Below are 20,886 nucleotides of genomic sequence, written 5' to 3' on the forward strand. Positions count from 1 at the left end.
TCCTAGAGTTCCCCAATAATTTCTTAAAAAGTACATTGTTGTAATATTTATTCAAATCATTGACACTCCCGCCGTTAACCGCTTGGGCGGTCTAACGGGAGTCCTCTTTTTGCATTAAGATAGATCAATGTACCTGAGTTGGCTTTGTTATACAAAGGATTAAGCCTTGCTATAAACACAGAGAAGCTCTTTAAGACTAATGTGGCTACAGTCTCTTTAAGGGTAATTACGGAAAATTTGCAAAAAACTTGATTTAGCTAAGATCTCGGTTTTAAGTCCCGCCCTCAAGGATACAATAGTCGAGACCTTGGATTTTTTTGTTTTTAGATGATTAGTGAGCAGTAGATATATGATTGAAGAATCATTATTGAAAGAATATTACAAATTACAATTAACTATATGGACAGCGAGAAATCGATGAAGAATTTCAAAATTGTTATTGAAAAGCATCCTGATGGATATGTTGCTTATCCTATTGGCATTGTGGGAGCCGTTATAGGACAAGGGGACACTTATGACGAAGCCCTCTCCGATATAAAATCCGCCCTTGCCTGTTATATAGAAATCTTTGGGCAAGAAATCATAGAAGATACACCTTCTATAGAGGTTTTCATTGCCGAAGCGGGGGTGGCTGTCTAGTGGCGAAATTTCCAGTTGATGCTCCCAAGAAAAGAGTGATCAAGGCCTTTGAGTTGTTGGGCTTCCAGATGATTCGTGAACGAGAGCATATCGTGATGACTAGAGATAATGGGGATGGAAGCAAAACCCCGCTAGTTATGCCTAATCAAACTCAGATTAAGAGTGGTACGTTGAGAGCAATCTGTACCCAGATTGGGCTTTCTAGAGAGGAGTTTTTAAGAGCGTATGATCAAAGTTAGGCAACTACAGTTTAGTATACTAAGTTTGGTGGAAACAAAAAAAACAGAGGGGAAAAACCTTACACCTCTGTTAATTATACTTGACCAAATAAATTGATATTAATTGGTTTTAAGATAGAAATTTTGGGGAATAATTTGTATTTTTTCCCAAGCAATAATGGAATGATAAAGCTTTTCTGCGAGTACCGTATTAGCTTTATCGGTTAAGTGAACCGCATCGGAGAACATAGGACTGGGAAAAGCAGTATTGCTATTGTATAAATTGACAACTTTAACATTTTTAGGAAATGCTTTTTGTAATTGCTGACTAGCTTTAATTAAATCACCATAAGCGGGAGGAAATTTTTCAAAATATTCTTTTCCTAAATAATCACGTATCATTTTTTCTTGAGAAGAAAGTTTTTCAACGGGACGAGAAGTAATTTCTGGTTGAATAGCCAAAACTACAGGAATTCCAAGACGAGACGACAATTGAATTAACTGTTTATGGTTGTCTTTATAGCGATTTACACGAGATTTTACTTCGTCTTTATCCTGGGGTAAATAAGTTTTAAGCGGCTGACCATCATTATTAATAGGTAAACTCGTTTGAGAGATAGGAAGAATAGTTTTAGAGGAAGAACTAAAGGAATTAACCGTTTTAACTAAACCCGTATTTTGTACCCATTGATTAAAAGATAGATTTAAGGAGTTGCGAAAATGTCCTTGAGCATCAGCTAAAAATTCGTCAATGTGAGGGATATCTGTTTGGGGGGTATTACTCGGTAACAATATGTCTCCATAACCATCCAAAACCACAATTAAATCCGGTTGATACGGTAGAATTTTTAAGGCAAATTGAGTTAATTCATTACCTGAAGTATAGCCAGGAACTGCTGCATTAATAACCCGATAATTTCCTTCCCGAATTTTAGCAGGAAGCTTCATTAATTGTTGTCTACTAGGAATAAAAAAGGGGAAAATATCAGGACGATATTTAGCAGCAGATCCTTTTTGTTGTATAACTCGTTGTTTAAGACGAGTTTCAAGTTGATGGGCAATGGTAGCATTATTATTAGGATTTAATTGGCCAAAAGCTGTAGAACCTCCTAAAATAAAAATCCGAATTTCATTTTTAGGTTTCCCTAAAGGAACTGGATCATTATCTCGTAAACCTTGTTGATTAATTTTGAGAAAGTTATTTTTTTGTGAACTAACTAATTCGTAACCCATGGCCGAACTACGTTTAACCTCTAAATTTCCGTGTTCTCTTAATCCTTCAATGGGTTTTTCGGTTTCTGTCAGAAATTTAAGCTGATAAGCTTTAACCAAAGGTGATTTTCCGCCGATCTCATTGCCTTTTCCTGTTATACCTAAATAAGCTTGTCCTAATAATTCTAATAAAATAATTAAGACAGGAACCGAAAGAATGAGCCATAATAGGGAGATTTTAGGAGGTAATTTAGATTTTTTGTAGTAAGAACTATTGTAATAGGAACCATATGATCGGGGTTTGCGGGGCAATTTCAGCATTTGTGTATTTTCCTCTACTATACAACTCTATAATTTTGATGATTGAACCTTAACATTTAATTGGGTTAGGAATCTAGACAATTTGACTATCACTTGGGGATCTAATTTCGTTATAATCGTTCATTTGAAAGACATTTGTAAAGATCTATGACTTATCAGTTGTTATTTGTCTGTTTGGGTAACATTTGTCGTTCTCCAGCGGCCGAGAATATTATGAATTATTTGGTAGAACGGAACAATTTACAGGATCACATTAAGTGTGATTCAGCAGGTACATCAAGTTATCATATAGGTTCTTCTCCAGATAGTCGAATCAGAGCAACTGCGGCCCTCCGAGGACTTGAACTGCTCGGAAGTGCCAGACAATTTGACGTATCTGACTTAGAAAAGTTTGACCTGATTTTAGCAATGGATAGGCAAAATTATCGAGATATTCTCTCTTTAGATGTAGAGGGTAATTATGGTCATAAAGTTCGGTTAATGTGTGATTTTGCCACTCAACACCGAGAAAAAGAAGTCCCTGATCCTTATTACGGGGGACAAGCAGGGTTTGAGCGAGTAATTGATTTACTCTTAGATGCTTGTGAAGGATTATTGCGCGAAATTCGTCAAACTCAGTTAATTAAATGACGTTCTAAAGCAAACCGAACTAATTCTGCTCTGTTGTTAGTTTCGGTTTTGCGCAGTAAACTACTGACGTATTTTTCCACGGTTCTGGGACTTAGATGGAGATGTTGACCAATATCTCCATTAGAAAGTCCTGTAGTCAATAAATCCAGAACTTGATGTTCTCTGGGGGTTAATTGTAGAGAGTCAATTTGGGCCTGAATGGAGATTTTAGCTGCTTCTTGACTTTCTAGGGTTTTTTGATCGTGGGATTTTTGCTCAGAAAAACGCCATTCTGATTGAATAATTTGCGATCGCTCTAAAAGATTACGAATAACTGCTCTAAGTTCGTCCATTTCAAAGGGTTTAGGGAGATAGACATCGCATCCCACCTGATAACCTTGTATTCTTTCTTCTTTGGTTCCTCTTTCTGTCAAAAAGATCACAGGTAAAAGACGAAATTCTGGTCGTTCCCGTAGTTGACGTACTAGAGTATAGCCGTCTTTTAGGGGCATTTTGATATCAGAAACTAACAAATGGGGATGATAGGTTTCAATTAAGGATAAAGCCTCCTGTCCGTTTTGGGCAGTAATGGCCGCATATCCATGAATTTCTAAGTAATCTTTGATTGCGACGCGAATCCCTAAATCGTCATCAGCTACTAGAATCAATAAGGGCATAGGTGAGCTTTATTCTCGTTATCTCTAGGGTATCATTTTTGAGAGGGTGTTGGCGTAGGGGCGGGTTTTTCAGAATATTTTATGACTTAAACACATAAATTAGAGCAACCCGCCCGTACATGTGTTCACCTAATTAAATATCACCGCGAATTTCTTCAACGACTCCATCGCGTAGAACGACTTCTACATTTAATTTCTGAACTAAGTTATCCCCTTCTTCAACCCGGAAAAAGCTTTCCATTTGCGCTTGTACGACTTCTTCGTCTAATTCCAGAAGTTGAACTTGTTGCATTTGTTGCAAAAATTGGTTTTTTTGTTGCAACATCTCGCTTTTTTTCTGGTTGACTTGAATAAGAATATTGTCAATTTGTTGGGAAACTTCGGGGCCTGGGGGAGAAATACTTTGTTTTTGGATCTCGGCGATCGCCCGTTGTCCTTGCATTTCTAATTGTTGCATCTGACTATCAATTTGGTTAATCTGGGCCTGAAGTTGCTGCTGCATTTCTTCTTTCCAACGTGTAGTCACAATGACTTTGATGTTAACGGGTCTTTTTAGCAGTAAGCTGGTTTTTGCCTCATCCATGGGTCTGTTATCCTTGATAAAGTTTTTCTATTGTTTGCGATCCTGACGAGATCAATGACTAAGAATTAAACATCCCGTTAATCATAACCTGATAGCGTTCTGTCACGATAGGACGTTTAAGTTTCAGAGTCTGAGTCATTAGACCATTTTCTACGGAAAAGGGTTCTAAAATTAATTCAAAAGCTTTTATTTGGTCATCGGGCCGATATCCTGGACGGTTTTTGACTTCTCGATTTAATTCCTGACGCAATAAGTCTTGAACGGGTTTTTGATAAAGATCGCTGGTTTTAATTTCGTCTTGAGGTGTATCTTGAGAGGGAAATTTTAGGGTTAGTTGTTGAGTTTGTCCCCATTTTTCTAAAGCATCTAAATTAGGTACAATTAAGGCCCCTAATGCTTTTTGATCTTGTCCGACTAACATGATTTGATCAATATAAGGACTACGGATACAAGCGTCTTCAATGGGTTGGGGTTCGATGTTTTCTCCATTATTCAAAACGATGGTATCTTTGGCCCGTCCGGTGATCACCAGATCATTCATGGGAGTGATCCATCCTAAGTCCCCACTATCAAACCATCCATCGGCATTGATCGCTTTGGCCGTTGCTTCCGGTTTTTTGTAATATCCTTGCATCACTTGTGTTCCCCGAATCAGAACTAGACCCCGTTTTCCTTGGGGTAAGGGTTGACGGGTATCAGGATCAACAATGCTTATTTCGGTTTCAGGGACAGGTTGACCGGATGACCCTCTTATGTTGTGACTATGAGTACGGGCGTTAGTAACGGGAGAGGTTTCCGTTAGTCCATATCCGACTAATACAGGAATATTGACAATTTCATAAAAATCATCAAGATGTTTTGCTAGGGAACCTCCTCCACTGACTAAGGTTTCAAATTTGCCTCCTACTGCATCACGGATTTTTTGATAAACTAATTTATCTCCTAATTGGTGTAATGGGGCTAATAATGCGGTTTTAAGACTGGCTAAAAAACGTTCAAACCCTGATATATTAAAGTGACCAAGACTTAAATTATTGGCAATTCGTCGGAATAAAATATAATTTTGGGAAACATTAAAGAAGAATTGAACTATTTTTTGTTGTGTGGGACTTTGTTCTCTGAATTGTTTTTGAATGCCTTCATACAGAGAGTCCCATAAACGAGGAACTCCCACCATATGATGTGGTTTAAATTGTTTTAAATCAGTCTTAAAGTTGCGGATATTGGTGTAAATGAGGGTGCATCCTTGGGAGAGAAGAAAATATTCAATACTACGTTCATAGGAATGCCAAGAAGGTAAAATACTTAAGGCGCGATCGCCTGTTTTTGGTTCAATAACTGAGTCTAAATTTCTGACCTGATGTAATAAGTTTTTATGGGATAACATTGCTCCTTTTGGTTGTCCTGTAGTCCCAGAAGTATAAATTAATGTGGCTAAATCTTGGCTATCTTTTTGGATAATTTGTAAGTTATTTTTTGCTCCTAATTCCATCAATTCGGTATAGTTTAATGTTTTGATATAATCTTGTTGATTAGGGGTTTCATCACTCAATAGGATGATTAATTGTAGGGGAATTTCATCACAAAAAGTACGAATTTTCTCTAAGGTTTTCAGGTTTTCAACAATGAGGATACGACTATCACTATCTCTAAGAATATAGGCAATTTCATTATGATCTGCTTGAGCAGATCTGACCGCATTTGCTGCCCCGGCTAACATTGAGCCTTGATCTGCGATAAACCAGCGAGGACTATTATCAGCAATCAAACTTATTTTATCATCTTTTGTCACTCCTAATACTTGTAATCCGGCAGCAAATTGTTCTAATTTTTGATATAACTGAGCAAAGGTAAGCTTAACTTCGGGTTTATTGTGAGGATCATGGAGGGCAATAGTATCAGGGAATTTTTTCGCCGCGATCGCCCAAATTTCGGATAAAGAGTTAATGGTTGAATATTCAGCTATGGATGTCATAGTATTTAGTCTTTAGATGCAATAATAGTTTTAGATATTTGATATTATAACAGAAGTACAATATTTTTTGTAGGGACACGGCATTAGCAATTTAATGATTTACCAAAATTTGAATATTGCCGTGTCCACACCATCATTGAAATAATTAAATTGATATATGATAATTGATTTATGGATTGGGGCATTGAAATAATTAAATTGATGTATGATAATTGATTTATGGATTGGGGCATTAAAATAATTAAATCATCGTCATGCCTAATCATTTTCATGGTATAAATAACCTTAAAGATAGCACCGAAAGATTAATATTGCCATGCCCCAATTAATATTATTCAACCGAACATAAAGATATGTTATCCTAAAAATATAATCCTTAATCATCTATCAGTCCATGAGTTTAGATTATGATTTAGTTATTATTGGTAATACTCCAGAAGCGTCTTATGCTGCACTAGAAGCAGTAAAACTTAAAGCGCGAGTTGCTTGGGTATTAGGAGAAAAAGAAACAAATACTTATACAGAAATTGATCGCTGTACTTTTAGTTATCTAACTCAATTAGATAAACAATGGCAAATTTTAACAAAATGGAATCTTAATACTCAATTAATCTCTAATTTAAACTTAACTCAAATTAAATATTGGACAAATCAAGTAAAACAAGACATCCAAGAAGCCTATTCTCTCTCTAATTTAGCCAGTGCAGGAGTTGATATAATTACAGAATCAGGGGAATTTTGTCGTCTACCTAACTTGGGGTTTATTGTTAAAAATAGAACCTTGCGATCGCGTTATTATTTACTAGCAACAGGATCAATTTTTAGTATTCCTGATATTGAAGGATTAGCAGAAGTTGATTATTTAACACCTGAAACATTAGAATTAGATAAACTTTCCAATAACTTAATTATCTTCTCACAAACTCCTGCAGGAATTGAATTAGCCCAAAATTTAAATCGGATAGGAAAACAAATTACTTTAATAGTTGAAAATCACAATATTTTACCCCAAGAAGATACAGATGCAGTTAAACTAATTCAATCACAATTAGAAGCAGAAGGAATTAAATTATTGATTAATTGTCCCATTATTCAAATCAAAGAAATTGACCATAAAAAATGGATTCAAGCAGGAAATAAAGCTATTGAAGCAGATGAAATTATTTTAGTAACCAATCAACAACCTAACATTAAAGGATTGAATTTAGAAGGAGTAAAAGTCGCAATTAAAATTCATAGAGTTATTGTCAATAAAAAGCTACAAACTACTAATCCTAAAATTTATTCTTTCGGCAATATTATAAGAGAATATTCTTTATCAAATATAGCTCAATATGAAGCTAATATTATCATCAAAAATACTTTATTTTATCCATTTTTTAAAGTTAATTATAAGACAGTTCCTATTGCTATTATTACTAATCCTTCCTTAGCAAGAGTTGGGTTAACAGAAACTCAAGCAAGACAACAATATAAAAATGATATTATAATTATAAAACAAAATTTTAACACATTATCTAAAGCGAATATAATGGGAGAAACTACCGGATTTTGTAAAATAATTACCCGTCGTAATGGTATAATTATTGGAGGACATATAGTAGGAATTCAAAGCGATGAATTAATTAATCTCATTGCTTTAGCCATGAAAAATAATATCAAAATTCAACAATTGTCTAAAATATTGCCACCCTATACTGCTGTTTCTAACATTTTATTTGAACTATCTCGTCATTGGCAATATCAAAGATTCAAAAATAATAAAACATTAAATTATTGGTTAGAAACCTTACTATTTTGGCGTAGAAAATGGTTAAAATAAATTATGAATTATGAATTATAAATTATGAATTATAAATTTTTAGGGTTTAAAATGATAACAGAGACAAAAAAAATGTAGGGACACGGCATTAGAAATTAAATAATTGAACTACAATTTTCATATTGGCGTGTCCCCTATGTTATCCTGTCTATTATATTGAGGTTTGGGCATGGCCATATTTAAGTTAATCTAATGATCATAATTGATTAATGCCATTGCCAAACATTGTTTAATTCAATTTGATTATTGAATTCATAATTCATAATTTATAATTCATAATTCATAATTCATAATTCATAATTCATAATTCATAATTCATAATTCATAATTTATTACTTCCATTCATCCCAAGTTTCATTAAAAATAGACGTATTAGGAAAGGTTGTTGGATTATTATTAGTATCCAATAGTTTGCGTAATTCCTGTAACTTTTGAGATCTAAATAAGGGTTCTTCCACTAACTGATAAGGCAAAATTTGTTCATCGATAGCAAATGCAGCAACCGTACCCGCAGCGGCCCCAGATGACCACTCAAACGAGTGAACCCGATAAGCAGCAGCAGCAATATGACTCACAGCAATACTCTTTCCTGTTATTAACAAATTATCAATTTTTTGAGGAATAATTGACCGTAAAGGAATTTGAAAAGGATAAGCTTGGCCTTGTCCTAATCTTTCCCCCTCTTTCTCCTTATTACCAGGTTTTTCTGCCGGATATTCAGTCATACAAGGATGAAAATCAATAGCATAATGACCAATACCCACAGAGTCAGCATAAATAGTCGAACGTTTGCGTCTCGTCACCTGTTCAGGAGATATTTTACCACTCAAAATAGCAAACCCTTCTAAACCTGATAAAGTAGCATGAAGTTGACGATAAGTATCAGGAGAAAGATTTTTTTTGTAATAATCATCTTGATAATTACGGCGAGAAATATCAATTTCTGTTATCATAAAACCATCCTCATAAGCAAAAGATTCTCGACCAATAATTCGTCTAGCTTCCCGAATATAAGGATATTTTGATAACCCGTGAACCGTTCCCATAGGAGACTCTAAACCCGACATAAAACGATGGTTCGTATTAGGTTTTTTCACCCCTTCCCCTAACTGAGAATCTGTAGTTCCCATCACTAACCAGTAAAAATATCCGATCGCGTTTTCTTCCCCTTTACGGAGGGTATCAGTACGCAATCCCCCCATCCATCCCCCAGGTTTAAGTTGTCCTTGCTGTTGTAATTGTTGACGGGTATAGATAAAATTATCCTTAGAAGTTCCAGGTCGATAATCATTTCCCCAAGTCCAATTTTGCATAGAAATATCCCCTGGACTCGGTTGGGTAAAATTAATTCCCCCAAAAGTTTTTGCTTCCCCTTCTTCGGGACTCCAAATGCGTCGATAAGTATAAACAAGATCAAAGTCCGCTAAACGGGGTAATTCGTAGCTATAGTAAGGAGAATATTGAGGATAAAAATCAGGCATTTCATGGGTTTGGGGTTCCTTTGTTGTCTCCATCGCAAAGGTATAAGTAAATCCTTGGGTACAATAAGCATCACCGTTAATACTCGAAGACGAAGGTTCTAAATAAGAACGAGGATCAACCCCTAAACGGTAAGGAATATCAGCTAAACCAATGATTTCTCCCGTTTCTGTCGCTTCAATAACATACCAGTCGGCCGGTTCTTTTCTGTCGTGAGGTTTAGGAACAAAACGAAGGATTTTTTTGTCAAAACGGGCTGAATTTTCGTATTTATAAGCTTCTTCAATAGTTTGAGAAAGGGGATAAGTATTTAACGGGGGTGCATTTTCGGCCGGACGATGCTGAATGGCGATCGCACTCATAATTTGCTTTCCCGTTCCCCCATTCGGGTTCTTTTGGATGTCTAACTCTTTAATAACCGTAGCAGGAAACCATTTTAAGGTTCCATTGCCTTTTTTGGCCGCATCTTGTAACATCTCCATCAGGAGTTTATCCCCATCGGCCGGTAAGAAACAAGAGTCACTCACCCAACAGTCTCCGGGGTTAAGTTCTCCGTAATGTTCTTCTAGACGTTTTCTTAATTCTAAATAACCACGAGGGAAAATTAACTGCAATCGCTGAGTTGGACGTTCATCTAATGCGGAGGTTCCCTGAGAAGAAATTTGTCCCCCCAACCAGTCGGTAATTTCAGTCAGACAGACGGTTTTTCCGGCTAATAACCCCTCATAAGCTGCCGCACTGCCTGCGAGTCCTCCCCCCACTACTAATAGCTCACATTCTACCGTTTCGTCAGGGGTACGAGGAGGGTTAGCGACCGTAATAGGGGCCAGAACTTGCCATAATAGCACAGTTAAAGGAAGGGTCGCTAAACGGCGACGGAGTTTATTTATCATAGTCTGTCTAGGAAAAAAACCTCGAAAAGAACCTCTATGGTTTATCGATAGGATTCATCCCCGTTCAGTTCCCCAAAGCCTATCAGAGTTTATCAATAGATACCATTAAATTCCACTTTTTTCCACTTCAGTGTAAAGATAGAAATCCCTAAAACCATGAATTTACATAGATTTTGGGACTGACATCCCTAATGATTCTGCTTTATTCTAGGGATAACAAGAGGAACACAGGAGGCAACTAAAATGTTATCTAGCACCAACTCCACCACCATCATCCGCAACTATCTCATTCTCGCTACTACGGTTATGGTCATTAGTTCCGGGTTAGTCGATACATTTAATAATCCCACTCGTGCGGGACAACAAGATCGTTTAGATAATTATGGACGTTATGTTAGCGCAGGACTGGTTGCTCATGCTCAAACTTTAGGGCGTTAATTAATAATTAATCATTAATCATTAATATTTTATAATTATTAACTCATAATTCATAATTCATGATTTATACTTCATAGAAGTAATATTCATAAAACGAATCAGAGTCTAATGTTTAATTTTTCTGCGATTACATCATCTAGTTCGTTTCAAAAGATAATGCTAATCGGTGTCATATCTGCTATAAGTATACCAACACCATCTTTAGGAGCAGTTGCTAACTTCGACAAGTTAAATACAGGATTTTTTGGCTCTAGTATTACCAATAATGGAATTACTTTCTCTAATTTAATTGCGGGGTTTCGTTCCAGTCCACCCGAATTTGTTGTTAAATCAGGTAATCAATTTAATTCCGTTTTTTCTCGACCTAATTATCTCACATTTGGTAGTTCAATAGTAGCCAACGGTAACAGTAGCCAAATTCCTGATCAACCTCTATTAGGTGGGTTTGGTTCCATGACTATTACCCCTGAAAAACTGGCAACAAGTGTCAGTTTAAGCGTGCTAACTACTAATCCCAATTTTGATTTTGGTTCATTCGATGATTCATTGGTTTTACAAGCCTTTTTAAAAGGAGAATCAGTGGGCAGTACTTCAGTGCCAATTGCCAATTTTTCTAAACTCAACAGATCGGGTAAATATTTGTTTTCCAAGCTTTCCCTATCTAATATCATTTTTGATGAATTACAATTATTTACTCCTAGAGCTTTTGCTGATGGAGTAATTTCTTTAGGAGTTGATAATGTGAATATCACTACTTTAAATAATAAAGCTCCACGTTCAGTTCAACCCTCACAAACTGCTTTAAATAATAATGTCCCAGGTTCAGTTCAACCCTTACAAACCGTTCCTGAGTCTCAACCGATAACCCTCTTAGGACTCTTTTTTAGTGGCATAGTAGGATACTTGGTAAAAAGAAGACAAACTAGCACAGAATCTTAAAAATAGCTACGAGTTGCCCTTTAGGAATGATGTTATAGTTATATTAATGGCAACTTTTGAAACTTACGCAGTGTCAAAGATAGGGGAAATTTACACTCATCTGTTCGGTTCTACTACTACGGTTAAGACCTTAATCCAGTTACCATTATAGAAGCAAGCAGTAGGCAATTTGTCCAAAAAGGAAGTCAATGGTAGTATCTGAGGGGTTATTAACTAAATTAAGTGATGTGATTAATCGCTACGAAACCATAGCCGTGGGAACTTGTCTATCTGATCACAGTTCGGTTAACCCTCATAATAGCGAAAAAATTAACCGCGCTCGACTCAAAGCACAAGGGGAATGGTTTGCCGCGATCGCCGCTTTAGAAACTTTACTATTATCTCTAGTTAACCCCTTATCAGAGGATTCTACTATCTGTCAGGGCTTGATTTTATCTGCCCCCACACCGATTTTATGTCATCAAACCCTTACAGGTCTTTTCCAAAGTGCCATTTTTAGTACCCAAGGAATTCAACCTTCTCTCCTCAAACGGTTTCAACTCCCGGCCTGTTGCGGTTCTTCGGAGGATATCTCTACCCTAAATATGGCCCAACTGCCTCTATTTCTTGATGATCCTATCGTTAGCGAACAATTTTATTTAGTCTTGACTCCTCACTTTGGACTAATAGCTGTTTTAGGAGAAAATAGTCTGGGTCTTCCTGGGTTTGAGTTTTCCTTTGCACCAGAGGTAATACAAGAATGCTGGTTAACCTTGCGAGCGCGTCTTTTAATGACTAACCATCCTCAATTAGCTCAATTGGATGCCCTTGTTAACAATTTTACCCCATCTACCCCAGATTATCGTCTGGTGATGGAATTTAGCCGTTTATTACTACACCATTTACCAGAAATTACCCCAGTTATAGACCATAAACCTCGGCCTATTCAATCTTTAGACAAAAATCAGGGTCATTCATCATCTCATATTTCTCTTGATCTGCCGAGTGTCGGTGAAGATGCTCCCGATGTAGCCTTATTACAAGCCTTAACCCATGAAATTCGCACTCCTTTGACGACTATTCGCACCATGACGCGATTGTTACTGCGCAATCAAACATTATCTGCTAATATGCTCAAATTGCTCGAAAATATCGATCAAGAGTGTACAGAACAAATTAATCGTATGGAGTTGATTTTCCGGGCAACAGAGCTTAAAACTACGGCTCAAACGGCGAAATCTGTCCAATTAGTCCCCACATCTTTAGACGATCTTTTACAAAAAAGTATCCCTTGTTGGAAAAAACAAGCAAAACGGCGAAATGTGGAACTAGAGGTAGAATTACAAAAAAAATTACCTCAAGTAGTCAGTGATCCGGCTATGCTTGATCAAGTATTAACTGGGTTAATAGAAAAGTGTACTCGTAGTTTGTCCAGTGGGGGTAAAATGCGTTTAGAGGTGACAACTGCAGGACATCAACTTAAGCTACAGTTTTGTACGGAGTCTCCTTGTTATCATAATCCCCTCAAAGCGTTGGGACAATTATTAATGTTTCAACCTGAAACCGGAAGTTTAAGCCTTAATTTAGACGTTACTAAAAATTTATTCCATCGTTTGGGTGGTAAATTAATTGTTCGTCAGCGATCGCAACAAGGAGAAGTCTTTACAATTTTCCTACCCCTGGGAACAAATGCGCTGAAAAAAATGAAACTTGAATCATCATCAGGCAACATTTAGAGCTAATTTGCTACATTAAGATTCGGGTTTGTTGAGTTTCGTTCCTCAACCCAACCTACAATCTAGATGGCATTCATTGGTAATTATATTAGAAGTAGTGTATAATGTTAGTTTTGGGATAATTTGTGCATTAGGAGAAAATAACTTATATGTCTCGTTATAGAGGACCCCGTTTAAGAGTTGTCAGACGACTCGGAGAATTACCTGGATTAAGCCGTAAAAACCCTCGTCGGGCCTATCCCCCGGGCCAACATGGTCAAGCGCGTAAAAAACGCTCAGAATACGCCATTCGACTGGAAGAAAAGCAAAAACTCCGGTTTAATTATGGGGTAACGGAAAATCAATTAGTACGTTATGTGAAAAAAGCTCGACGTGCTACAGGTTCTACGGGTCAGAAATTACTCGAATTGCTAGAAATGCGCCTAGATAACACCGTTTTTCGCTTAGGGATGGCTGGAACTATTCCTGCGGCCCGTCAATTGGTGAATCACGGTCATGTGATGGTTAATGGTAGAGTGGTTGATATTGCCAGCTATCAATGTCGTCCTGGAGATGTGATCGCAGTGCGTAATCAAGATCGCTCTCGTCGTTTAGTTGAGGCTAATATTGCTTATCCTGGGTTAGCGAACCTTCCTAGTCATTTAGAGTTTGATAAAAACACCTTCACCGGAAAAGTCAATGGAGTGGTTGAACGGGAATGGGTGGCGTTACAAATTAATGAACTGTTAGTGGTTGAATACTATTCTCGGAAAGCTTAGAGAAAAGTTGGACAACCAAACAGGTTGTCCTTTCTCTGGTTTCTTTAATATTGAGCCAATTTAGGGATTTAGTAAATGATATTACCAACTCGTCTATCAAATACGAGTCTATACGAAACTGATTATTATGGTTGGTTAGAAACTACCATAGAAAAGTTGCGATCGCGTCAGTTTTCTGTCCTGGACTTAGAAAATTTAATTGAAGAATTAGAAAGTATGGGCAGAACTGATTTACGAATGGCTAATAGTTTAATTAAACAAATTATTATTCATCGTCTTAAATTAGATAATTTACCTGATATTGATCCAAGAAAACATTGGCAAAAAGAAATTAATAATTTCCAAGAACAGTTAGAAGATTTACTATCCTCATCTTTGAGCGCAAAAATTGATTTAGATAAACTTTACAATCGAGCTAAAAAAGATATTTTAGTGGATTATTTAATTGATTTACCTCAATGTTGTCCTTATTCTCTTGCTGATTTATTAGATTCTCAATAATTTAATAAATCAGGTTTAACAAAAAATATGATCTCCCTAAATCCCCCTTCAGCAAGGGAGACTTATAAGTAGGGGGTCAATTATTAAAAGGCTAAAGCCTTATCCTATAAAAACGAAGTCCGCCTTCGCGGACAGCCATTATAAGTTGCGCAGGCAACCTTTGTTTATATAGCTTAACTCTAAAGAGTTAAAATAGACTTGACTTGACAAACAATCTTTAAAACAATGACATCAGAAGCAGATAAACAAAGAGATAGGCAGATTTATCAAGAAATTTTAGCGGGGAGAAAGTTCTCTTTAGCTGAGGCAATCGGTCAAGAAGCAGGCGATTTTTTAAAGGGAGAATCTCCTGTCCCGAAATTATTACAAGCTATTACAGAAATTAATAACTTTATTGCTAATAATTTAGAGGATTCATTAGGAGCATTACAAGGAGTTTTACAAACCTGGGTAACAACAGATGAAGCGGCCGTTAGTAGTCATTTGGATAAGCCTTTGTTGGCCTTACAAGACATTTTAGAATCAGTAATTAACAACGATCAATTATTATATGAATTGGTGAGACAAGTTGATTTTAAATGGGGTCAAATTTATGATGAAAAACCCTATTTTCAACAGCCAGGGAGTCAGCCTCATGTTGATGATGAATATACTCATGAGTCAGTTCGATCACAACTGATGGCATTACTAAACAAATTAAACCTGTAGATCCGTAGGGGTCAAGGGCCCTTGACCCCTACATTTGGGGAATTTTCGTAGGTTGGGTTGAGGAACGAAACCCAACACATCCCAGGGACTGGCGTTGGGTTTCACTATCGTTCAACCCAACCTACATTTATGTAAAACTTCCGTTGAATAATACTATGATTTAAATGAAAATTCTCCTAAGTGTTAATTTTTATATTGATTAGGGAAATTTAAGAATAGAAAATATGACCAATCCATCAGCTAAACATTTATGAATAAATTGAAAAAAAGCTATGAAGTTTTGGGAGTTTCTCCTGATGATACAAAAGAGCAAATTCAACAAGCTTACAGAGATTTAATCCAGGTATGGTATCCATATAGTTATGGATACAATCCTCGTCTACAGAAACAGGCAAAAGCTAAACTAAAAGAAATTAATTTAGCTTATGAAGAGATCATAAAAAGTCGCTCAAGCAGTGAAAATACTGATTGTGCTACACAAGTCAACGATTCTCAAGAAAAGAATTCAACTGAAGTTGATTTTAAGATTTTTACACAATTTATACTAAGTCTTTTTCAGCTAACACCAGAGGAGCAACAAAAACTGGAAAAAGAAATCAAAAAGAAAACAAATGTCGAGGAAAAGAAGTCGCAAGTACACTTTAAGATTTACGTCGCTTACCCTAACTCAGTCGTCACCAACTGCGATATGATAGGAATTGCAGTAGAAGAATTGCATTTCGGGCTATCATAGATCTTGTCAAAACTCTTTGAGTATTTTTAAGAGTAAATTAGTCATGGATTTGTGGTAGAAAGGGTAAATTTACGATAAAATAAGAGCCAAAGACTAAAAACAGTGAGAGAAGGTGACTCCTTCACGAACTTTACTCTTAAATGCCGAAGACAGTTTTAGCTAGTAAGGCGGTAGGCGTTTGGGGTTTCAGCCTGGGTCATGGGTGAGAAGCGACAGTCCATGATGAAGCACCGAAATAAACCTCAATGTGACATAATATACTACGTTGTATCAGTTTTATGTAGCAGCAAAATACAATTTGTTAGGAGGAATCACTGTGATTAAATCTTTAGTTCGTTTTGTTGTTGTATTGGTACTTGTTGTTAGCTGTTTTGCTTTTGTCGGCCCAGCTAATGCCGCTAAAACCTTAAACCCCGTTGATGCGAAATTAACCACCGAGTTTGGTCAAGCAATTGACTTAAATAATAGCAATATTCGGATGTTCCGAGAATTACGGGGCTTTTACCCTAATTTAGCCAGTAAAATCATTAACAACTCTCCCTATGACCAAGTAGAAGATGTGTTAGAGATTCCTGGTCTGAGTGAAACCCAGAAAGCACGTTTACAAGCTAATTTAGATAAGTTTGTTGTCACTCCTCCTTCTAGTGAACTTATTGAAGGAGATGATCGCTTAAACCCTGGTGTGTACTAAAAAATCAGTGAAATAGTCATTATTTTGCTAACCCACTTCCTCAAGGATGTGGGTTTTATGGTATTTGGGGTCTTGCCTACTCTAAAGGGTAAAATTAAAAAAATTTCTAGGAAAATAAAAGTTACTTTGATATCTTCCCTCAATAAAGCTAATTCTCTTGATACTGATTCTTTGACTACCGCTTTTGATATTCTGGTGGTAGGATCGGGAGCGGCCGGATTATATGCAGCCTTGTGTTTACCTGCTCACTATCGAGTTGGACTAATTACTAAAGATACCCTCAAAACAGGGGCCAGCGATTGGGCCCAAGGTGGTATTGCTGCTGCGATCGCTCCTGATGATTCCCCTAAGTTTCACTGTGATGATACTCTCAAAGCAGGGGCTGGCTTATGTGATAATCGTGCGGTGCAATTTTTAGTCGATCACGCGGCCACTGCTATAGAATCTCTAGTTGAGATGGGAGTAGGGTTTGATCGTAAAAATGACCAACTGGCCATGACTCTCGAAGCAGCCCATTCTCATCCTCGTGTACTTCATGCGGCTGATACTACAGGACGGGCTATTGTCAGTACCTTAACAGAAAAAGTCCTAGAACGGCCTAATATTAAGATTATCCCCCAAGCAGTGGCCCTGCAATTGTGGCTGGATGATACTAAAAAGCAGTGTCAGGGAATTAGTATGCTGTATCAAGGGCAAATTAGCTGGATTCGATCTGCTGCGGTTATTTTAGCCACAGGAGGCGGAGGCCAAGTCTATGCTCAAACTACAAATCCGTCTGTCAGTACAGGGGATGGAGTGGCTTTAGCTTGGCGAGGAGGGGCTATTGTTCGAGATTTAGAATTTTTTCAGTTTCATCCAACCGCTTTAACTAAACCTGGGGCCCCCCATTTTCTCATTAGTGAGGCGGTACGAGGAGAAGGGGCCCATCTAGTTGATGCTCAAGGAATACGTTTTGCTTTTGAATATCATACAGCAGGAGAATTGGCCCCAAGAGATGTGGTTAGTCGGGCTATTTTTAACCATTTGCAAAAAACTACCCCAGATTCGGTTAATGCTCATGTTTATCTGGATTTACAACCTATTGAACCAGAACGCATTAACCGTCGTTTTCCTAATATTATTCAAGTTTGTCGCAAATGGGGCATAAATGTCTTGGAAGAACCCATTCCTGTGGCTCCTGCGGCTCATTATTGGATGGGAGGGGTTGAGGTAGACCTTAATAACTCTACCTCCATTCAAGGTCTTTATGCCATTGGTGAGACTGCCAGTACAGGAGTACATGGAGCTAATCGTTTAGCGAGTAATTCTTTGTTAGAATGTCTGGTGTTTGCGGCGCAATTATCCAAACTTGAGGGACTGTCTACACCTCTGGTTAATCTTAGTCTAATTTCTCCAGTTCAAGAAAAGGGAGATTGGGAAGAAGAAATGCTATTAATTAACCAAATTCGTGAGGATTTACCTATTTTGATGTGGCAAAGTGCGGGGATTTGTCGGACTCAACCTGTGTTAGAATCCGCTCTAGAACAAGTAGTCTTATGGCGCTCGCAATTAGCTGGTCTTAACTGTAGTCATTATGTGTTTGACTTATTGCCTGGTCAACAGGTTATCTTTGAATCATTAACGGCACAGATGAGTTTGCGAGTTTGTGCAGAAACTCTAAATTTATTGGATATTGCTTATTTAATTCTGAAAAGTGCTTTATTTCGGACAGAAAGTAGAGGGGGACATTATCGAGGAGATTATCCGAAAACTTGCCCAAAATGGGAAGTACATACTCTAATTGTGGATCATTATTGGTGGACAAATCCCGTCAATTAATTACAATTATTCGTTATCATTGCAGAAATAACACTGAGTGAAGATTCAAACCAACTTTATTTTTAGATTGATTAATGATCTTTACTCAATTAAAGTAACAGGATGAAAAAAAATCTGGACATTTAACTCAGAATGTTCCCCAATACTAGACACTTAAAATTTGCTATATGAATAACTATCGGTTTACTGTATTAATAATTATCTATCTAGCTTGTTTGGGCTGGACTCCTAATAATACCAGATCATTTTCCGTCTCTAATTCAACTATTATAGGCAGGGAAATTACACAAGTTGCCCAAGTAAGAGCCAATAATTCTGCTAAAAATTCATTATCTCAACAGGATAATTCTGCTTACAGAAACTATATGAAAGCAGGATATCGCGCTGCTAAAGAGAAAGAATATCAAAAAGCTCTAGAAAAGTTTAATCAAGCTCTTAAAGATCGTCCTGAAGATATTTATGCTCAACAAGCAATTCAGAATGTTGAATTCTATTTAGCTAAAAATGCGAATCCTTTAACCAGTAATAACAATTTTTTATTAGTTTTATTAGTAGGATTAATTATTATTACTATTGCTCTTGGAATAATGAATTGGTTCTTATTTCGCCGTTTAAGTTTTTATTCTCCTAATAAGTCTAAAACAGAATTGTTTGAATCTTCTAAAAAATTAAAAGAGGATGATGAGGTTCAGGAAATTGATTTGGAATTGGATGCTGAAGAAACTCATGATTATTCAGAAAATAATGGAGTTAATACTACGGTTGTATCGCAAGTTTTAACAAATGAAACTGCTTTACAAATTCAATCTACTACTAGAATTCCTAGTAGAGATCCTCTGGAAATATTAATTCAAGATTTAAAAGAAACTGACCCTAAAAAAAGGCGTAAAGCGATTTGGGAATTAGCGCAAAAGTCTGATTCTAGAGCGATGAAACCGTTAGTAGATTTAATGATTGATACAGATTCTCAAGAACGTACTTTAATTTTAGAAGCTTTGTCTCAAATTAGTGCTCGTACTCTTAAACCAATGAATCAAGCTTTAGCTATTTCTTTACAAGATAAAAATCCTCAAGTTCGTAAGAATGCTATTAGAGATTTAACTAGGGTTTATGAGTTAATGTCTCAAATTAGTCAATTACTTTGTCATGCTATTGATGATGTTGATATTGATGTTAAAGAGACAGCAAAATGGGCCGTTAATCAAATAAATATGCAAATGCCACCTCGTTTAGATATTCTTAATCGTAACTCTCCTCCTGAGATAACTGTTGAGCAATCTTATTCGGATTCAAAAGAGAGTAATTAATTATGAATATTGAAACTTTTAAGCAAAAAGATATTTTAGTTAAATTGTATGATCAACACTTTAATCTATGGTTAGAAACAACGGCTAACTTATTACAAAATCGTCAATTTGATCAGATTGATTATGATAATTTAATTGAAGAAATTGAGGCAATGGGAAGAAGTGAAAAACACGCGCTTGTTAGATTTTGAGTTTTTACCTGAATAATTTATGTGAATTTAATTATTTTCCTTGAATATAGTTTAAAATGAAACTAAGGTTAAATTTTCAATGGATTAATATGAATCAAACAATTACTGCTATTTTTGATGGTCAAGTTTTAAAACCAGAAACCCCCTTAAACTTGGAACCTAACCAACGCTATACTATTACTATAACATCCGAAACTACAACTACTACTAATAATAATGGATGGGATGTTATAGAATCATTAATAGGGACAGTAGATGCACCTGATGATTGGTCATTAGAACACGATACTGAATAAACGGGATCAATATTATACCAAAGCAAAACAATTATTTCCTCGTTTAATATCAGCAAAAGAAGTCTGGATCACTGAAGCTGTTTTAATTGAAGTTGGTAATGGTTTAAGTGGAATAAATCGCACAGAAGCATTTCAATTTATTCAGCAATGTTATCAAATTAGAAATATGAGAGTCATCAGCGTTGATACTAAATTATTGCAACGTGGGTTACTATTTTATCAAAGTCGTTCAGATAAAACTTGGGGGTTAACTGATTGTATTTCTTTTGTTGTGATGCAGCAACAGGAACTAAGGGATGCACTAACAAGCGATCGCCATTTTATACAAGCAGGTTATCATGCTTTGATGCTTGAAATTTAGAG

At 36.5% G+C, this 20,886-nt stretch carries 21 protein-coding genes and 1 pseudogene; 17 read left to right on the forward strand and 5 right to left on the reverse strand.

What is annotated here, in order from left to right; genetic code table 11:
* The first annotated feature begins 417 nt into the window (after positions 1-417).
* Positions 418-639: a type II toxin-antitoxin system HicB family antitoxin gene (locus tag AsFPU1_RS09360; protein WP_174715378.1), complete on the forward strand. Its 222-nt coding sequence runs from the start codon at positions 418-420 to the stop codon at positions 637-639.
* Positions 640-674: 35 nt separating this feature from the next.
* Positions 675-878: a type II toxin-antitoxin system HicA family toxin gene (locus AsFPU1_RS09365; RefSeq protein ID WP_227875717.1), complete on the forward strand. Its 204-nt coding sequence runs from the start codon at positions 675-677 to the stop codon at positions 876-878.
* Positions 879-977: 99 nt separating this feature from the next.
* Here the strand turns inward: AsFPU1_RS09365 and AsFPU1_RS09370 are convergent, their stop codons facing one another.
* Complete coding sequence (locus tag AsFPU1_RS09370) at positions 978-2,390, reverse strand: SGNH/GDSL hydrolase family protein (RefSeq protein WP_124975365.1); 1,413 nt, start codon at positions 2,388-2,390, stop codon at positions 978-980.
* A 147-nt stretch (positions 2,391-2,537) separates the two neighbouring features.
* On the opposite strand from AsFPU1_RS09370, the gene AsFPU1_RS09375 reads away from it, so the two are divergent.
* Positions 2,538-3,020, forward strand: coding sequence for a low molecular weight protein-tyrosine-phosphatase (locus AsFPU1_RS09375; RefSeq protein ID WP_124975367.1), 483 nt, complete (start codon positions 2,538-2,540; stop codon positions 3,018-3,020).
* Here the strand turns inward: AsFPU1_RS09375 and AsFPU1_RS09380 are convergent.
* From AsFPU1_RS09380 to AsFPU1_RS09390, 3 genes are all read right to left on the reverse strand, one after another.
* Entirely contained in the window at positions 3,005-3,676 is a 672-nt protein-coding gene (locus AsFPU1_RS09380) for a response regulator transcription factor (protein WP_124975369.1), read from the reverse strand. The two genes, AsFPU1_RS09375 and AsFPU1_RS09380, sit on opposite strands and share 16 nt — an antisense overlap.
* A gap of 133 nt (positions 3,677-3,809) precedes the next feature.
* Entirely contained in the window at positions 3,810-4,259 is a 450-nt protein-coding gene (locus tag AsFPU1_RS09385; protein WP_124975371.1) for a YlqD family protein, read from the reverse strand.
* A gap of 58 nt (positions 4,260-4,317) precedes the next feature.
* Positions 4,318-6,234: an AMP-dependent synthetase/ligase gene (locus AsFPU1_RS09390; RefSeq protein ID WP_124975373.1), complete on the reverse strand. Its 1,917-nt coding sequence runs from the start codon at positions 6,232-6,234 to the stop codon at positions 4,318-4,320.
* A 394-nt stretch (positions 6,235-6,628) separates the two neighbouring features.
* Between AsFPU1_RS09390 and AsFPU1_RS09395 the strand changes: the two genes are divergently transcribed.
* Complete coding sequence (locus AsFPU1_RS09395; RefSeq protein WP_124975375.1) at positions 6,629-8,056, forward strand: FAD-dependent oxidoreductase; 1,428 nt, start codon at positions 6,629-6,631, stop codon at positions 8,054-8,056.
* Positions 8,057-8,388: 332 nt separating this feature from the next.
* Here the strand turns inward: AsFPU1_RS09395 and AsFPU1_RS09400 are convergent, their stop codons facing one another.
* Positions 8,389-10,428, reverse strand: a complete 2,040-nt coding sequence (locus AsFPU1_RS09400) for an FAD-dependent oxidoreductase (RefSeq protein ID WP_124975377.1) — start codon at positions 10,426-10,428, stop codon at positions 8,389-8,391.
* 243 nt (positions 10,429-10,671) lie between these two features.
* On the opposite strand from AsFPU1_RS09400, the gene AsFPU1_RS09405 reads away from it, so the two are divergent.
* The 13 genes and pseudogenes from AsFPU1_RS09405 to AsFPU1_RS23065 all read left to right on the forward strand — a co-directional run bounded on the left by AsFPU1_RS09405 (position 10,672) and on the right by AsFPU1_RS23065 (position 20,884).
* On the forward strand, positions 10,672-10,866 hold the full coding sequence (locus tag AsFPU1_RS09405; protein WP_124975379.1) for a hypothetical protein: 195 nt from the start codon (positions 10,672-10,674) through the stop codon (positions 10,864-10,866).
* 156 nt (positions 10,867-11,022) lie between these two features.
* Positions 11,023-11,805: a hypothetical protein gene (locus AsFPU1_RS09410; RefSeq protein ID WP_124975381.1), complete on the forward strand. Its 783-nt coding sequence runs from the start codon at positions 11,023-11,025 to the stop codon at positions 11,803-11,805.
* A 188-nt stretch (positions 11,806-11,993) separates the two neighbouring features.
* Positions 11,994-13,520: a sensor histidine kinase gene (locus AsFPU1_RS09415; protein ID WP_124975383.1), complete on the forward strand. Its 1,527-nt coding sequence runs from the start codon at positions 11,994-11,996 to the stop codon at positions 13,518-13,520.
* 149 nt (positions 13,521-13,669) lie between these two features.
* On the forward strand, positions 13,670-14,278 hold the full coding sequence (gene rpsD / locus AsFPU1_RS09420) for a 30S ribosomal protein S4 (RefSeq protein ID WP_124975385.1): 609 nt from the start codon (positions 13,670-13,672) through the stop codon (positions 14,276-14,278).
* A 75-nt stretch (positions 14,279-14,353) separates the two neighbouring features.
* Entirely contained in the window at positions 14,354-14,779 is a 426-nt protein-coding gene (locus AsFPU1_RS09425) for a DUF29 domain-containing protein (RefSeq protein WP_124975387.1), read from the forward strand.
* A gap of 225 nt (positions 14,780-15,004) precedes the next feature.
* Positions 15,005-15,487 carry a hypothetical protein gene (locus AsFPU1_RS09430; protein ID WP_124975390.1) on the forward strand — a complete coding sequence of 161 codons (483 nt, stop codon included), beginning with the start codon at positions 15,005-15,007 and terminating at the stop codon, positions 15,485-15,487.
* 250 nt (positions 15,488-15,737) lie between these two features.
* A complete protein-coding gene (locus tag AsFPU1_RS09435; protein WP_124975392.1) occupies positions 15,738-16,220 on the forward strand; it encodes a J domain-containing protein in 483 nt (160 codons plus the stop codon).
* Positions 16,221-16,539: 319 nt separating this feature from the next.
* Positions 16,540-16,911: a photosystem II complex extrinsic protein PsbU gene (gene psbU, locus AsFPU1_RS09440; RefSeq protein WP_124975451.1), complete on the forward strand. Its 372-nt coding sequence runs from the start codon at positions 16,540-16,542 to the stop codon at positions 16,909-16,911.
* A gap of 126 nt (positions 16,912-17,037) precedes the next feature.
* Complete coding sequence (gene nadB, locus AsFPU1_RS09445; protein WP_227873544.1) at positions 17,038-18,729, forward strand: L-aspartate oxidase; 1,692 nt, start codon at positions 17,038-17,040, stop codon at positions 18,727-18,729.
* 167 nt (positions 18,730-18,896) lie between these two features.
* Positions 18,897-20,036, forward strand: coding sequence for a HEAT repeat domain-containing protein (locus AsFPU1_RS09450; RefSeq protein WP_124975397.1), 1,140 nt, complete (start codon positions 18,897-18,899; stop codon positions 20,034-20,036).
* 2 nt (positions 20,037-20,038) lie between these two features.
* Positions 20,039-20,215: pseudogene (locus AsFPU1_RS09455) on the forward strand (DUF29 domain-containing protein); the annotation flags it as partial.
* Between the two features lie 101 nt (positions 20,216-20,316).
* The gene (locus AsFPU1_RS09460; RefSeq protein ID WP_124975401.1) at positions 20,317-20,523 is read left to right on the forward strand and encodes a hypothetical protein; all 207 of its coding nucleotides are present in this window, start codon (positions 20,317-20,319) and stop codon (positions 20,521-20,523) included.
* Between the two features lie 166 nt (positions 20,524-20,689).
* The gene (locus AsFPU1_RS23065; RefSeq protein WP_227873545.1) at positions 20,690-20,884 is read left to right on the forward strand and encodes a hypothetical protein; all 195 of its coding nucleotides are present in this window, start codon (positions 20,690-20,692) and stop codon (positions 20,882-20,884) included.
* The last annotated feature ends 2 nt before the right edge of the window (positions 20,885-20,886 follow it).

The organism is Aphanothece sacrum FPU1 (assembly GCF_003864295.1).
GTDB classification, from domain to species: Bacteria; Cyanobacteriota; Cyanobacteriia; order Cyanobacteriales; family Microcystaceae; genus Aphanothece_B; species Aphanothece_B sacrum.

Bases quoted from the DNA above. Each gene is read 5' to 3' on its own strand.
- AsFPU1_RS09425 (WP_124975387.1), top strand. From the start codon at position 14,354: ATGATATTACCAACTCGTCTATCAAATACGAGTCTATACGAAACTGAT.
- rpsD (WP_124975385.1), top strand. From the start codon at position 13,670: ATGTCTCGTTATAGAGGACCCCGTTTAAGAGTTGTCAGACGACTCGGA.
- AsFPU1_RS09410 (WP_124975381.1), top strand. From the start codon at position 11,023: ATGCTAATCGGTGTCATATCTGCTATAAGTATACCAACACCATCTTTA.
- AsFPU1_RS09380 (WP_124975369.1), bottom strand. From the start codon at position 3,676: ATGCCCTTATTGATTCTAGTAGCTGATGACGATTTAGGGATTCGCGTC.
- AsFPU1_RS09395 (WP_124975375.1), top strand. From the start codon at position 6,629: ATGAGTTTAGATTATGATTTAGTTATTATTGGTAATACTCCAGAAGCG.
- AsFPU1_RS09435 (WP_124975392.1), top strand. From the start codon at position 15,738: ATGAATAAATTGAAAAAAAGCTATGAAGTTTTGGGAGTTTCTCCTGAT.
- AsFPU1_RS09405 (WP_124975379.1), top strand. From the start codon at position 10,672: ATGTTATCTAGCACCAACTCCACCACCATCATCCGCAACTATCTCATT.
- AsFPU1_RS09415 (WP_124975383.1), top strand. From the start codon at position 11,994: ATGGTAGTATCTGAGGGGTTATTAACTAAATTAAGTGATGTGATTAAT.
- AsFPU1_RS09370 (WP_124975365.1), bottom strand. From the start codon at position 2,390: ATGCTGAAATTGCCCCGCAAACCCCGATCATATGGTTCCTATTACAAT.
- AsFPU1_RS23065 (WP_227873545.1), top strand. From the start codon at position 20,690: ATGAGAGTCATCAGCGTTGATACTAAATTATTGCAACGTGGGTTACTA.
- AsFPU1_RS09390 (WP_124975373.1), bottom strand. From the start codon at position 6,234: ATGACATCCATAGCTGAATATTCAACCATTAACTCTTTATCCGAAATT.
- AsFPU1_RS09430 (WP_124975390.1), top strand. From the start codon at position 15,005: ATGACATCAGAAGCAGATAAACAAAGAGATAGGCAGATTTATCAAGAA.
- AsFPU1_RS09385 (WP_124975371.1), bottom strand. From the start codon at position 4,259: ATGGATGAGGCAAAAACCAGCTTACTGCTAAAAAGACCCGTTAACATC.
- AsFPU1_RS09375 (WP_124975367.1), top strand. From the start codon at position 2,538: ATGACTTATCAGTTGTTATTTGTCTGTTTGGGTAACATTTGTCGTTCT.
- AsFPU1_RS09400 (WP_124975377.1), bottom strand. From the start codon at position 10,428: ATGATAAATAAACTCCGTCGCCGTTTAGCGACCCTTCCTTTAACTGTG.
- AsFPU1_RS09450 (WP_124975397.1), top strand. From the start codon at position 18,897: ATGAATAACTATCGGTTTACTGTATTAATAATTATCTATCTAGCTTGT.
- AsFPU1_RS09460 (WP_124975401.1), top strand. From the start codon at position 20,317: ATGAATCAAACAATTACTGCTATTTTTGATGGTCAAGTTTTAAAACCA.
- AsFPU1_RS09360 (WP_174715378.1), top strand. From the start codon at position 418: ATGAAGAATTTCAAAATTGTTATTGAAAAGCATCCTGATGGATATGTT.